This is a genomic window from Luteimonas sp. J29, from assembly GCF_000472505.1.
Lineage (GTDB): Bacteria > Pseudomonadota > Gammaproteobacteria > Xanthomonadales > Xanthomonadaceae > Luteimonas.
Genome location: NZ_AWZR01000014.1, coordinates 1 through 13,906, shown reverse-complemented (window position 1 = coordinate 13,906; position 13,906 = coordinate 1). Strand labels below are relative to the sequence as shown.

The 13,906-nt window shown below is 71.3% G+C and carries 12 protein-coding genes and 1 pseudogene; 3 read left to right on the top strand and 10 right to left on the bottom strand.

From position 1 onward, the window contains the following. Positions 1–8: 8 nt before the first annotated feature. From LUTJ29_RS0113950 to LUTJ29_RS0113930, 5 genes are all read right to left on the bottom strand, one after another. Positions 9–491, bottom strand: coding sequence for a hypothetical protein (locus LUTJ29_RS0113950; protein ID WP_027073049.1), 483 nt, complete (start codon positions 489–491; stop codon positions 9–11). 122 nt (positions 492–613) lie between these two features. Beyond that, the gene (locus LUTJ29_RS0113945; protein WP_027073048.1) at positions 614–1,105 is read right to left on the bottom strand and encodes a hypothetical protein; all 492 of its coding nucleotides are present in this window, start codon (positions 1,103–1,105) and stop codon (positions 614–616) included. Between the two features lie 22 nt (positions 1,106–1,127). Further along, entirely contained in the window at positions 1,128–1,529 is a 402-nt protein-coding gene (locus LUTJ29_RS0113940; RefSeq protein WP_144774251.1) for a hypothetical protein, read from the bottom strand. Positions 1,530–1,609: 80 nt separating this feature from the next. Continuing rightward, positions 1,610–3,196: a VCBS repeat-containing protein gene (locus LUTJ29_RS17610; protein WP_198012692.1), complete on the bottom strand. Its 1,587-nt coding sequence runs from the start codon at positions 3,194–3,196 to the stop codon at positions 1,610–1,612. Beyond that, the gene (locus LUTJ29_RS0113930) at positions 3,193–5,067 is read right to left on the bottom strand and encodes a TonB-dependent receptor (protein WP_027073046.1); all 1,875 of its coding nucleotides are present in this window, start codon (positions 5,065–5,067) and stop codon (positions 3,193–3,195) included. Before LUTJ29_RS0113930 ends, LUTJ29_RS17610 begins: the two co-directional genes overlap by 4 nt. 459 nt (positions 5,068–5,526) lie before the next feature. Here LUTJ29_RS0113930 and LUTJ29_RS19075 point away from each other — a divergent pair. Next, positions 5,527–5,628: pseudogene (locus LUTJ29_RS19075) on the top strand (glutathione S-transferase family protein); the annotation flags it as partial. Between the two features lie 224 nt (positions 5,629–5,852). Here LUTJ29_RS19075 and LUTJ29_RS0113925 read toward each other — a convergent pair. Together LUTJ29_RS0113925 and LUTJ29_RS0113920 are read right to left on the bottom strand one after the other, a co-directional pair. Beyond that, entirely contained in the window at positions 5,853–6,542 is a 690-nt protein-coding gene (locus LUTJ29_RS0113925) for an MgtC/SapB family protein (protein ID WP_027073045.1), read from the bottom strand. A 126-nt stretch (positions 6,543–6,668) separates the two neighbouring features. Then, entirely contained in the window at positions 6,669–8,099 is a 1,431-nt protein-coding gene (locus LUTJ29_RS0113920; protein ID WP_027073044.1) for a VCBS repeat-containing protein, read from the bottom strand. Positions 8,100–8,345: 246 nt separating this feature from the next. Here LUTJ29_RS0113920 and LUTJ29_RS18890 point away from each other — a divergent pair, with 246 nt between their 5' ends. Then, positions 8,346–8,807 carry a hypothetical protein gene (locus tag LUTJ29_RS18890; RefSeq protein ID WP_027073043.1) on the top strand — a complete coding sequence of 154 codons (462 nt, stop codon included), beginning with the start codon at positions 8,346–8,348 and terminating at the stop codon, positions 8,805–8,807. 109 nt (positions 8,808–8,916) lie between these two features. Here LUTJ29_RS18890 and LUTJ29_RS17605 read toward each other — a convergent pair whose 3' ends face one another. After that, positions 8,917–10,287 (bottom strand): amidohydrolase, encoded by a 1,371-nt coding sequence (locus LUTJ29_RS17605; RefSeq protein ID WP_232221222.1) that lies wholly within the window; start codon positions 10,285–10,287, stop codon positions 8,917–8,919. 301 nt (positions 10,288–10,588) lie between these two features. Then, the gene (locus tag LUTJ29_RS0113905) at positions 10,589–11,470 is read right to left on the bottom strand and encodes an NAD-dependent epimerase/dehydratase family protein (RefSeq protein WP_198012691.1); all 882 of its coding nucleotides are present in this window, start codon (positions 11,468–11,470) and stop codon (positions 10,589–10,591) included. 46 nt (positions 11,471–11,516) lie between these two features. Between LUTJ29_RS0113905 and LUTJ29_RS17600 the strand changes: the two genes are divergently transcribed. After that, on the top strand, positions 11,517–12,215 hold the full coding sequence (locus tag LUTJ29_RS17600) for an AraC family transcriptional regulator (RefSeq protein ID WP_051323040.1): 699 nt from the start codon (positions 11,517–11,519) through the stop codon (positions 12,213–12,215). Positions 12,216–12,926: 711 nt separating this feature from the next. On the opposite strand, the gene LUTJ29_RS0113895 is transcribed toward LUTJ29_RS17600, so the two are convergent. After that, complete coding sequence (locus LUTJ29_RS0113895; RefSeq protein ID WP_144774256.1) at positions 12,927–13,664, bottom strand: hypothetical protein; 738 nt, start codon at positions 13,662–13,664, stop codon at positions 12,927–12,929. Positions 13,665–13,906 lie beyond the last annotated feature (242 nt).

Genomic DNA, 13,906 nt, shown 5'->3' with positions numbered 1-13,906 from the left:
CTTGATCTCTATTGCTGACACCTCTCCGGCGACCTCAGCGGGATCGCCGGCCGGCTCAGGAGAATCTCCTCGTTGGCGATGAGTACAAAATCATTCCCCCCGCGCTCGATGGTGTCCCCCTGCTTCCAGTGAAGGTCCTCGCCGACGCGACGCACGTGCACCTCAACCACCGTGTCGTTACGGTGGCTGCGAACCCGAAGGTTGGCGGTATCTCCCGTGGCAATCCCTTCCACACGACCCTCGTCCACCTGCGTCAGATTCACCCGCGCACTGTCGTACTGGCCGCAGACGCTGCGCCCCCTTTGCACCAATGTCACGTCGAAACCACCGCAATCGTGGTCTGGCCTGGCCTCGTTGCACCACTCGACGGCCCACGTCCCGGAGAATGGCTCCGTAATGTCGGAGGCTTCAGCCGGTTGGGCATTCGACGCGCACCCTGCGGAAACGGCCGTCATGGCGGCCACCATCGCGATCGTCCAGATCCATCTCATCCCAGCGCTCCATGCTTCAGGTCGATGCGGGTCCATGCTGCCAGCAGACTCCTTCCGTGACAAGAAGCGTGGCGTCATGGACGACTCGCACGGTCGCGCTCCAGCGAAACCGGCTGGACCGTTCAATCGGCCCCGTCGTCAGCGCCACTGCTGGACGCATCAAGCCACCGCACTCCGGCGTCCGTGTCCTGCACCTCCACAACCAGGATACGCCGATGCGGCGTCCGCGCATCGAACAGGTACACGAGCCGGGGCATGCCGGGGATGATCTCGGCCAGGGACTGGCAGCTGGCGGGGCCCAGCATCATCTCGGCATCCGTGTGCACGCGCCGACCGCGCCGGTATGGACCCTTCCACGAGGCTTGGACCTCCCATTCGACGCGCTGCCTGGCCATTCCCTTGTATCCGGAACTCCCCGCCCGGGCAGGCTCGAGCGTTGTGCGAACCGGCACCGCCAGGACCACGGCATGGGCCTGCGAGGCGCGCGCCGCGGGCGGCAGTGGAACCAGCGAGCATGCTTGGGCTGCGCCGAGCGACAGACCGAGCAGGAGGAATACAAGTCCCGGGAACCGGTGGCACATGGCGTACTCCGTGACGCGGACCTGCCATTCCAACGCATGGCTGTTCCCGGTAGGGTCAGTCGGGATCCGCCGGAATGAGGGCTTCCGCGCTGTCGCCGCCCACGGCGTCCGGATCCAGCACCGGCCGGGCCGTCATCGCCGCAGGGTCGACCAGCACTGACCACACCAGTCGGTCCCCGAGCAGGTCCAGGTGCTGGAAATGCAGCAGAGGGCGGCCATCCAGTTGCCACGCACCGACCAGTCGGACCGTGCCGGTCGACGACACGCCCAGCGACACCAGGTAGCGTTCGATCGCGCGGCGTTTGTGTTCCGGCACGGCCTTCCACGCGGACTCGAGCGCCCGCGCCGATTGCGAGCGCGCGGCACCGAAGGCGACCAGGCCGCCCTCGGCACCTCGCGCGATGTCCGCGCCGAGCGCCAGCAGCAAGCAAGCCAGCAACGGCGACCACCACGGCATTCCTGGCATCGGTGGACTCCATTGGCGACGATCCACTCCTGGCGCACCGGATGGCATCCCGCCCGGGCGCCGGTCTCCGCTCAAGGCGCACCGTCCCGCGACAGGTTCTCGAAGACCAGCAGCCGCGGATGCTCCTTCGCGCGGCCCTTCGGCGGCGCCGGCCGGGTGTCCTCGTTGACCGGCATGCCCAGCATCTCCTGCAGCAGGTCCATGCGGAAGGCGCCGGCGAGGATGTCGAGGCGGCCATCGCCGTTGGCGTCGGCCAGCCACAGCGAGGTCAGGCCGGCCGGTTCGCTGGCGATGCCGTGGGCGGTGAAGTTCTGATGGCCGTCGTTCTCGTACCAGACCAGGGTGTGGCGGGCGGGATCGCGCCAGTAGTTGACCCAGCTGCTGGCCACGATGTCGAGGTCGCCGTCGCCGTCGATGTCCCCGACCGCGGTCGCCACCGCGCCGTAGAAGCGGCCGATGTCGTGCGCGGCGAACTCCATGTTGCCCAGGTTCTCCAGCCACTGCACGCCGTGGTAGGGCTTGGGGTCGGTCTGCAGGTCGAAGGCGTCGCCGTTGGTGAACAGCAGGTCGATGTCGCCGTCCCGGTCGAGGTCGACCGCACGCAGCGAGGTGGAGCCGAACATCGGGTGCGGCGCGCGCGCCAGTTCGACCTGTTCGAACCGGCCGCCGCCGAGGTTGCGGAACGCCAGCACCATCTCGTGCTCCTGCGACACCAGCGTCACCAGGTCCAGCAGCCCGTCGCCGTCGAGGTCCACCGGTTCGATGCCGAGCGCACCGGCGAGCGGGACCAGCGGCCTGCGGTACATCGCGCCGTCGCGGTTCTCCATCCAGAAGATCGCACCGATGTTGTTGGTGCCGAACACGGCCACGGCCAGATCCATGTCGCCATCGCCGTCGAGGTCGGCCGCGCGCACGTCGGTCACGCGGCCGAGGCCTTCGACCAGGTCGCGGCGCAGGAAGCTGCCGTCCGGCTCGCCCAGCAGCACCACGACCTTGCCCACCGGCTCGCCGGTGGGCCGCATCTCGCCCATCTCGGCCACCACCACGTCCAGGCGCCCGTCGCCGTCGAGGTCCACGACCTGCGCATGCGCCGGCGCCACGAACTCGCCGAGCACCTGTTCGTGCCACTTGCCGTCCCGCTGCCACAACCGCAGCACCGCGCCGCGCCCGGCGTCCGAAACCACCAGGTCGTTGGGCACGCTGCCGAAGCCCGCGGCCACGTGGGTGACCAGCGGCGTGGGCGACGTCGCACCGATGGCTCCGGCGCGGAAGCGCACCTGCGACGTGGACGGCGGCAGGTACGGCAGGCGCGGAAGCTCGGCGGGCGCGCTTCCGTAGTAGAACGCCTTGATGTGCGGCAGCGCTTCGGCCGGAATGAAACCCTCGCCGCGCAACTTGTCCGCCAGCTCGGTCATCGTGTCCACCGAACGCGGCCAGGCGCGCTTGGGCATCACATCGGGCGGCGGCACCAGGTGGCAGGCCCCGCAGTAGGTCTCGACCAGGGCCAGCGCCTCCTGCACCGTCACCGGCTGCGGCGGCGGGTCCTGCGCCCGCCCGGGCGCGGGCGCCAGCAGGCCGATCCAGGCCAGCGCGGGCAGCAGTGCGGCACCGGCGACGAGTCCGGCGAGCACCGGCGAGATCCGTAGGCGTGGCTTCATTCCAGGCTCCATTGCAGCGACAGTCGCAGGCGACGGCCGGGCGTGTCCAGCCCGATGACCTCTTCGCCTCGTGAATCGGTGGCGTCGTCGAGCGACAGCAGCAGCATCGCAGGCCCGACCGGCCGGCGTATCGCCACGTCGAGCGTGGTCGCCCGGTCGAGCCAGCGGTCGCCGGTGGGGATCGCCGAATCGAAGCGGCGACCGAGGTGCTGCAGGCGCAGGGACAGCTCGGCCCCGCCGACGGGCACGAGCAGGTCGGCCCCCGCCTGGAGCCTGGGGCGATGGCGGAGGATCGCCCCGCCCGCCGGATCGCGGACCCGCATCCAGGTGCCGTCCAGGCCGAGGCGCCAGTCGTTGCCGAAACGGTGGGAGCTGCGCCATTCCAGGCCGTCGGCCTCGATGCGCGCCCGGTTCACCAGCCGTGGCGGCGGCCCGGCGTCGAAATCGACCAGGTCGCGGTAGCGGGCGCTGAACAGGGTGAACCGGCTTGGCCAGGCCGCATCGTCGTCCGTGGCGACGTACGCCTCGCGGTGCTCCGCCCGCTCCTGGCGAAGCGAAGGATTGCCAACCAGCGGATGGCCGAGCGCGTAGAAGCTCGGTGGCCGCGAACTGCGCGAGTACGACGCGCCCCAGTGCCAGCCGCCGGCCAGGCGCCGCTGCAGCGACAGCATCGGCTGGCTGGCGTGGACGTGGCCGGTGTCGCCGTCGCTGCGCCGCTCCAAGCGCAGGCCGCCCTGCGCGGTCCAGCCGGCGTGGCGCCAGCGCAGTTCGGCGAAGGCGGCGCCGGTATTGCGCTCCATGGCGAACGCCACCGGCGCCCGGAAGACTCCGTAGTCGATGCGGCCGTCGTAGCGGCCACGCTCGCGCTGGTGGAGGATGCCCACGGCAAGTTCGCCGCGCGCTCCCAGCGGGCTTCTCCACGTGGCCTGGAGTTCGTCGCGACGGTAACCGGTGCGGGCGGCCAGCGCCGGCAGCCCGACCGGATCGCGCACGCCTCCGGCCACGCCGGGCGAATCCTCCGCGCCGTCCCGGGCGAACCATGCCCACTGTGCCTCCACGGCACCCAGCGCAGGACGCCACTCGGCCTGCAGCGAGACGTGTCGGGTGCGCGCCTCGCGTTCTTCCAGCTCGCGCAGCACTGCGTGGCGCGGCCCGCCGCTGTCGTCCGGGAAGCCGCGGGCGACGCTGTCGCCATAGCCCGCGGCCGCGCGGATCGACAGCGCCGGCCGCAGCTCGCCCGCCCACGACGCGTCCAGCGCACGCAGGTCGTGGCTGCCGATGTCCCCGTCTCCGTCCGAGCGGTCGCTCGCCGCCAGGCGCCAGCCGTCGCCCGACAGCACCGCATGGACCGCACGCAGCCCGTCACCGCCGACCGCCGCGCCCGCGGACGCGCCGGACGCGGGCCGCCGCGTGTGCACGTGGACCACGCCGGCGATCGCCTCGGCGTGGGCGACGCTGGCGGCACCGCGCACGATTTCGATCCGTTCCACCTGCTCCAGCGACAGCGTATTGAGGTCCACGGCGCTGCCGCGCGAGGACAGCGGATCGTTCTGCCGCACCCCGTCCACCAGCACGACCACGTGGCTGGGATCGGCCCCGCGCAGGTAAAGGGCCCCGAAGCCGCCGCCGCGTGCGCTGCGGTCCAGCACCAGGCCGGCCTGTGCGGCGAGCACCTCGGCGAGGCTGCGTCCGCGCCAGGGTGCGAGCTGCTCCGGACCGAGAACGGTGACGCTGTGGATCGCCTCGCCCGCGGTCGCCGGCAGCACCGTCGTCGTGACGCGTACCGCATCGAGTTCCCGCGCCTGCGGCCGCTCCTCCGCTTGCGCCTGCGCCCATGCCGCAGCGACCGCGCCCAGCGCCAGCACGGCCATCGTTCTCCTCGCCGACTCCGACATCGTTGTTCTGTGTGCGTTCCGCCCCGGATCCCGGCTCCGGGCTGCCTTCGCATTGTCGCCTGTCCGCATCACGACACGTTGCCGTGCACGCTCGCGCGGCGCGTTGATGCAGGTCGATGCCCTGTGGAGGCCGCCGGAACGATCCGGCTCCACGCCGACGGCGCCGGTCGAACCGGGCGCCGGCAGGTCAGCGCCGGACCGGAGGCGCGTTCCGCCACGGCGCCGATCCTGGTGGGTCCCGCGCCAACCAGGCGATCACGCAGGGGTCGGATGCCGTGTCGATCCGGCCAGCCGTGGTTCGTCGCAGGCATAGAGGGGCCGCTGGCCCTGCCTCCACCGACCGGGAGCCGCCCATGATTCGCCAGCGCGTGCCTCCTCCGTGCCCCGCTCCCGGTTCCAGAGGGGGCGGCCGTGGCTGAACCGGGAACCGCCCCCTTGCGTCCGGTCATCACCGCCTTCGCGGATTCCCCCGACGGCGGCCGCGGACTGGCGCGCGACATGCGCGTGCGCTGGGCGCTGGAGGAGGTCGGGGAACCCTGCACGACGGCACGACCCACGACGGCGACGAACTGCTGTACTTCGACACCCGGGATCTGGCGCAGCTGGTGGCCGAGATCGAGCGGATCCTCGATGCGGTGGCGTGCGGACGTCTGTAGGCGCTACATACAGTTCGCGCGTGAACCTTGCTCCACGGCCGCGATCCACGGGGCCGCGCCCAGCAGCCCGTCTCGGTGCAGCCTCCGGGCTCGCCGGGCAGGCGATCAGTCTCCCGTCGGCGTGATCCTGAACTCCAGCACCCCGTCCTTCGCGGCCAGCGTCTCCGACAGCCGCGCGGCGCTGCAGCGGTCGGTCGTGCGCAGCACCATGCTGTGCCGGACCACGCGCTCTCCACCGTCGAAGCGGTAGCTGAGGTTGGCGATGCTGAAGCCGTGGCCTTCGATGAGGTCCCGCAACGCGGCCTCGCTCATGTCAGCCGCCTGGCCGAAACGCAACTGGACGTGGTAGTACGCCTGCGCCGGCATCCGCGACTCCAGCAGGCGAAACAGCGACAGCACGGCGATCGTCAGCACGACCGACACCACGAGCGGGAAGTAGAAGCCGATCCCGGCCAGGATGCCGATCGCGGCCGTGATCCAGATCGAGGCGGCCGTGGTGAGTCCGCGGACCGAAATGCCCTCCTTCATGATCACGCCGGCGCCGAGGAAGCCGATGCCGGTCATGATTCCCTGGGCCATGCGCGTCGGATCCAGGCGCACCGACTCCCCCGCCGTCCGGACCCACTGGTCCTCGTACACGGTCACCAGCATCAGCAGGCTCGAGGCCATGCACACGAGCGCATGGGTCCGGAAACCCGCCGGGCGACCGTGGTAGGTACGCTCGTAGCCGATCAGCGCGCCCGCGAACAGCGCCGCAAGCAACCGCAGCAGCATTTCCAGGTCGTCTGCGCCCATGCCAGTCCCGGGGTCCGGCGTCCCCGCCGTGCCATGCACCCGGGCCCACGGTAAGCCGGCCAAGGCGCAGGCGCAATGCCCGCCACGGCCGGTGCGGCCACGCCCCCGGCCGGGCGCCCTCGCGTCCTACCGCTTCTTCCGCCGCGGCATGGGCCCCGCCATCCGGTGGGGCCAGGGCAGGCAGTTGTAGCCGTCCAGGATGGCGACGCCATCGTAATTGACGGCGATGGCAAGGTCGGTGCAGCCGTCGGCGTTGAAGTCCGCCGACGCGTAGGCATGGCGATGGATGGAGATGTTGAAGCCGTGGGGCCACGGTGGATCGTCGAGGGTGAACGGCTGCCGGAAGTCCCCGCCCGTCCCCAGGTACACCGCAAGGAACGGGATCGTCCCGAAGTCCGTGAACTGGTGGTTCACAAGGTCGCCCCGTCCGTCGTGGTCGAAGTCGGCGACGTGCGGGACGTACGGGTAGTGGTAGTAGGACGCCAGGTAGACCTCGTCGGAGAACCGCCTGGCCGCCTCCTGGAACCGGATGGTGGCGCCATGGATCGTATCGGCGCGACCGTTCCCGTCCAGGTCCGCGAACACGACCGATGTCAACGATCCGAGCGGGTGGACGTAGTGCCATTCCTGCAGCGGTGGCCCGCCGTTGCCGTACGAGGCGAACAGGGCCACATCGTCCTCCGGGGATCCGGGCGCGAGCGCCGAGGCCACGATGTCCTCCAGGCCGTCTCCGTCCAGGTCGATGACGCTGGCCTCGCGCAGCATCTGGTCGAACGGCAACCTGCGCAGCACGGGGCGTCCGAGATTGCCCGTCCCGTCGCCATAAAGCACCTGGTAGTTGGGACAGATCTGCGACGCGCAGGACAGCGGGGTCGACGGGACATCCACGAAGTTCCGGAACAGGACGATGTCCTGGTGCCCGTCGCCATCCTCGTCCAGGACCACCCACTCGGAGATCCCGTCCGCGGCCATGTACACGGTGGGAGGGAACGCCTCGCGGAATACCGGGAGTCCACCCTGGCGCGAGAGCAGCAGGCCCACTCCGCCATGCACGCCATGCTCATCGGTCAGCCTGAAGACGAAGTCGTCGATGCCGTCCCTGTTGAAGTCGCCCAGCAGCCAGCTGTTGTCCGGTGAGTAGTCCCCAGTGGTCGAACGAACGGTGACCCGACGGACGAGTTGCCCAGCCGGAGTCTGGAGATAGACGTCCACCAGGCCCTGTGCGGACATGGTCACGAGGTCCGGGCGACCGTCCCCGTCGATGTCAAGCGTCGCCAGTGTCTCGACGATGGCCCGCCCGGGCCCGTCGTCGGTGGGCCGCAGCAGCTGCCGCGGCGGCCTGAATCCGAATGGCCCAAGCGCGGGCTGCGGCGCGGGTGCAGGTGGCGCCACAGTCCAGGGGGCCGCAGCCGGCAGGCCCACAGCCCGACCTTCCATCCGTGCCGCGTGGGCGGCCAGCGCCGGTTGCGTCGCATCCTCGACGCCGGGCTTCGGATTTCGCTCGCAGGCCACGAGCAGCACCATCAAGGTGGCGCACGCCAGACGCAATCCCCACATGGTCCTCCCCCCGGACCAATCCCCTGGTCGGCTGCCCCATTCTGCATGATCGCGCCTGGAGGCAGCCAGCCTCCCTGGAATGCGTCCGGGTGCGGACGCGCCCAGAGCGGTTGCCCGCCTGGAGCCGCGGGTTCCATCCAGAGTGGCCGCCACGTGGCCAACCTGCGTCGGTTGCCGGCATGACCGATCCCTTCCGTCCCCCTCGTTGTCCTCAACGCAGGGGCACTCAGGATTGGGAGCACGCATATGCGCACTGGAATCGCAATCAAAGGACTGTCGCTTCTCCTGGCGGCGCTGGCACTGGCCGGCTGCCAGCAGGCGGCACCGGCAGGCGGCGACGCCATGGAGAAGCGGATCGCCGACCTCGAAGGCCAGGTCGGGGCCGTGCAGGAACAGAACCGGGACCTGAGGGCGAAGATGGCCGCCTCCCACCCGTTCGGGCGGTCGCCGCTCGACGCCTTCTTCGCCCGCCCCGAATTCTGGCAATGCACCTACGACTCGAGCTGGTCGGACTGCTCCAGCCGCTGTTCCGGGCAGACGTCGCAGGGCTACCAGGCCTGCCTCGAGAACCATCCGGAAGGGCCCGACCGGGTGAAGTGCGTCGAGGAGAACACGGCTCGCGGCGCGAACTGCCTGAAGGGATGTCCGGTGCAGACCTCACCGCTCGATCCGCCCTCGTGCCGCGGCGGTGGCGGGCCGCTGACGTAGCGATCCGACCGGACGTCCGGGTTCCGGCGGGGGCGTTCTCTCCCGGGCCATCGACGGGATCGCGGTCGCGGCGGCACAGCGCCGCCGCGGCCACGCATCGTCGGCGGCCCTACTCCGTCCCCGCCTCGCGCGCGGACGCCTCGGCCCGGGCATACGCCTCGAGGATCGCCTGCTTGCGCGCCTCGAGGTCCTCGCGCGGATACCAGCGCCCGTCGGCCATCACGCCCAGGGGCGCGGCCAGCGTCGCGAGATCCGCACGCGGGTCGGCGGCCACCAGCAACAGGTCCGCGCGCGCCGCTTCGGCCACCACGCCGAAGGCCGGGAGGTCGGGCCGGTGACGGCGGACGAACTCGCCGGGCACACGCGTGGCCGTCGCCAGGGCGGCATGCGGATCCAGCCCCGCGTCCACCAGGGCCGAGAGGTTGCGATGCAGGGCGTCGCCCGGGAACAGCCCGGGGATGTCCGGCGCGTCCGTGCCCGACAGCAACGGCACGCCCGCCTCGTGCATCGCCATCACGAACCTGGCGAGGAAGCGCGCACGGGCGTCGAGGCTCCCGCTGCGCCGCGCGTATCCCTGCAGCGGCCACGACACGCGCAGCTCCGGATGCAGGTAGCGCGAGCCGGGGCTGCGGAGGAAGGCCTCCACCACGTCTGGGCGGCCCCACTGGCGCGCGATCGTGCCGTAGGTGACGAGGTCGGCCACCACGGTCGTGCCGTGCCGGCGCAGCAGGTCGATGGCCGCGTCGATCCCGTCCTCGTCGGGCGCGGCGTTGGGATCCTCGCCCGCCGGCGGCGGAAAGAACGCGTAGAAGAACTCTTCGGCATGCGCCACCAGCGACTGGCCGGCCTCCAGCTGCCCGCGCAGGCCGACTTCGGCCACGCCATGCCCGACGAGCCCTAGGCCCTGTGCCTTGGCCTCCGCGGCCAGGGCGGCGAATGCCGGGGCCGACAGGTTGTTGTAGGCCTTGATGAATCCGTACCCGTTGCGGCGCGCGAGGCGCACCGCCGCGCGTGCGTCTTCGGCATCGGCCACCACCAGGTGGCCATAGCGCGGCGAGCCATCCACCGCCAGCGCCACGAACGCCCTCGGACCGGCCTGCTCGCCGGCCTCGATCGCCGCCCGCGTCCTGCCGACGAAACTGTTGGGCGCCTCGCCCATGTGCAGCGTGGTGGTGATGCCCTGCGCCAGCAGCAGTTCCAGGTCCTGCCTGCGATGCACGTGGTTGTGCATGTCGGCCAGGCCCGGAAGCAGCCAGGCGCTGCCGCGCCCGTGCACGATCCGCGCGTCCCCCGGCACATCGACCGACTCGCCCATCGCCACGATCCGGCCGTCCCGCACCAGGACCGTCTGGTGGTGCAGCGCGCCTTCCCGGTCCATCGGCAGGACGTTCACGTCGACGAAGGCGGTGGTGTCCTTCGGCGGCACCGCGCGCGGCTGGGCGCCTGCCGCACCGATGGACGCGAAGGCCAGGCAGGCCACGAGGCAGGATCGGACGAGGCGGCGGGATCGCGAGGGCAACGGGGGTTCCTGGGGATGACGGGACGAATGGCACGGCGCCACGGCGCCCGCCGGACCGTAGCACGCAACCGTGCGTGCCCGATGTGTCGATGGTCATTGCAGTGTGGACGCAATCAAGTCGCGCAGCCCGCGTCGTGGCGCAGCCGCAGGCCATGGGGCGGGCGACGACGCGATGATCGCCCGGCAGCTGCACGCGGGGAGCGGCGCTCGGCTGCGCGTCGGAACCGGCCGCACTCCGCGCCGGACACGCCGCCCGGCGTGCTCAGGCCTGTCCGGCCGCCGCTGCATCCGCCAGGCGCGGGTACAGCGGACGGAAGCCGAGTTCATCCCGCAGGCGGCGCCCGTCCAGCACCACGGCGAATGCCCGGGCGCGCTCCGGGTTGCTGCCGTCGGGTGGCGGCTGCCCGACCGCGGCGAACAGCGTGGCCAGGTCCGGCGCCGCGTCGTCGGTGACGTTGTAGATGCGATGCGTCGGCGATGGTGCAGCCAGCAGCCGCACGACCGCCTGCGCCACGTCCGCATGATGGGCGATCGACATGCGCTGCGCCGGCGGGAACGCCTGCATGAGCGGCACCGCCTCGGCGATATGCGGGTCGCCGTCGCCGTAGACGAACGGCAGGCGCAGGATGCGCACGTCGAGCCCCTCGATCGCCAGCAGCATCCGCTCGGCCTCGAGCTTGCTCCGCGGGTACGCGTCGACGGGTGCGCAGGCGTCGTCCTCGCGCGCTGCGACACCTCCGTTCGGCCCATACACAAGGCCCGTGCTGGTGAACACGAAGCGGCCCACGCCGGTGTGGACGGCCGCCAGTGCCAGGTGCCGCGTCCCCACGTGGTTCACGGCGTGCGCCTGTTCCGGCGTCGCGCCGCGGAAGAAGGCTGCGCAATGCACGATCGCCTCGACGCCGCGCAGGGCCGGTTCCAGGGTTTCCGGGCGCATCAGGTCGCCTTCCGCCAGATCGATGCCATGCCCGGCGAGCGATGCCGCCCTGGCCCGATCGCGCACGAGCGCACGCACCCCATGGCCCGCCTCCGCCAGCCGCCTGGCGAGCCTGCTTCCCACTTTTCCGGTCGCACCGGTCAACAGAATGTCCATGCCGCGCACGATATCCGCCACGCGCTCGCGCGGATTGGAGAAAACGGCCATGCGCAGCGGGGTTGCGACCCTTCCCGCCGGGGCGCACTATCGAACCATGGACCCCGCCTCCGCCTTCCGCGCCGCAATGCCGGCCGGCCACGCCACGGGTCCCGTCCTGGCAACCACGGTGCAGCATTTCCGGCGCGATACCCGCCGCGTGGCGATTCCGCATCCGGAGGTGCAGCTGGTCGCACGCTTCGCGCCATCGATCGATGGCGGCGTGGATATCCATGCGCTGGGTCCCCGCACGCGCGTCCACCGCAAGTTCATCCACGGCGGACAGCGCGCATTGCTGGTCCGGTTGCGCCCCGGCACCTGCGACGCGGCGCTGGGGAGCCCGGCATCGGACCTGGGCGACGACCCCGTGCCACTCGAGGCGCTGTGGGGCGGCGCCGACGCCGGGCGCCTGCGTGAGCGTCTTGCCCGGACAGACGACGCGGGCAACGCCTCGCGCTTGCTGCACGCGACGCTGTCGCAACGCACGGGACGTACCCGACCCGCGGCCGTTCCACTGCCGTTGCTCGATGTGGCGCTGGGGAAGCTGGAGGCCGCCAATGTCGGCACGGTCGCCCGCGATCTCGGTCTCAGCGAGCGCCACCTGCGCCGCGTGCTGCGTGGCGCGCTGGGCATCGGCCCCAAGACCTACGCGCGGCTGAAGCGCTTCGAGACCGCCGTCCGCCTGGCGCAGCGCACCCCCGCGCCCGCCTGGACCTGCATCGCAGCCGATGCCGGCTATTACGACCAGGCCACCTGATCGCGGACTTCCATGCGATCGCAGGCTGCACACCGGGCCGGCTGCTGGCGGAACTGCGCGAGGGCGAAGCGTCGTAGCGCGCACCTGGCGCCGCGGCGGACCACCCGCCACGAGGGCGCGCCGGAGGGACTGCCCCGTCGAGCCTCGCACCGTCGTGCCGAACAGCCTGCCGATGCCCGCAGTCAGCGCCATCGCGAGCGTGCCCCAGAAGGTCATGCGCAACGTCGCCTTGAGCCCGTTGGCGCCCCTGCGCCGGCGCGATCGCGCCGGGCAGCGCCAGGAACGCGAGCGACGCGATCGACACGCCGATCACCTGCATGTCGGCCGGCAGAAGCAGCACCGCCGCCAGCGGCATCGCGGCGCCCACGACGAACGTCGCGGCCGAAGCCATCGCCGCCTGGATGGGCCACGCCTTCGTCACCTCGTTGATGCCGGGCTCGTCGCGGGCATGCGCGCCCGGCGCATCATCCTACGTCGCCGGCCGCCCCGTAGCCCGGATAAGGCCGCAGGCCGCATCCGGGACCGCGCGACAATCGGCTTCGCATCGTCCCCCGGGTGCGCTGCGCTTACCCGGGCCACACAGTTGCCTCGTAGCCCGGACAAGGCCGCAGGCCGCATCCGGGACCACCCGCAACTGGCCGATGACATGTCGCCGGCCGCTGCCGCGCATGACCGGTGGGGACAGCGGGTCCCCACCAGCCGCCCATGGCCCTACTGCGCCCCAGCCTCCGGCAGCGGACCTTCCGCCACCAGCACCGCGCCGCGGGTGTTGCTGCTCCCGAACACCACCCAGATCGCCTTGTCGGCTCGGCGGATCACGTAGGTGTCCGCGTCGCTGTCGTACCAGTAGGCGTTCTGCATTTCCGAGAACTCCTGGCGGAAGTCGTCGAGTTCTGCACGGTTGGCCTGGTAGGTCGTCCGGTCGAAGCTGCGCTGGCCCAGGCGCACCCCGCCCAGCGCCTCGATGGCCTGCTGCAGGTTCTTGCGCACTTCGAACTTGGAGTAGGTCTTGCCGTCCGTGCTCTCCACGCCGTCGCTGAAGGTGCGGCCTTCCACCCAGAGCAGCGACTGGCCGGTCCAGACGGGCACGCGGGCCAGGTCCTTGGACTGCCGGGAAACGTCGTCACGATCGAACGCGTATCCGGAGGGCAGCACGACGTAGGGCCATTCGGGCAGCGGCTGGTCGCTGACGGGGATGGCCCCGATGTCGAACGTGGCCGGGGCATCCGGCGCGGCCGAAGCTTCCTCCCCGCTCGTCTCCTCCGCAGCCTGTTCTTCCGCGGCGGCAGCCGGCTCGTTCGTGTCGGGCTCGGCCATTGCCGGCCCGGCCGCGGCAGGTGCCGGTTCCGTGGCGGCGTCGGCCGCAGGTGGTGGGGCGTCCTGCTTGCCGCACGCCGCCAGCAGCACCAGTGCAACCCCCGTGGCCAACACCGTCTTGGTCTTCAACATCCTTGATTGCTCCTGTGTGGGACGCGGCCAGTGTAACGGGTGAAGTGAACGCGACCCGGCGAACATCTCGTCGACGCACGGCCCTTGTAGCCCGGACAAGGCCGCAGGCCGCATCCGGGGTCACGCGGCAATGAGCGCCGCGATGGGGCCCCGGGTGCGCTTCGCTTACCCGGGCTACGCGATTGGCGGCGCGTAGCCCGGATAAGGCCGCAGGCCGCATCCGGGTCACGCGGCAATGAGCG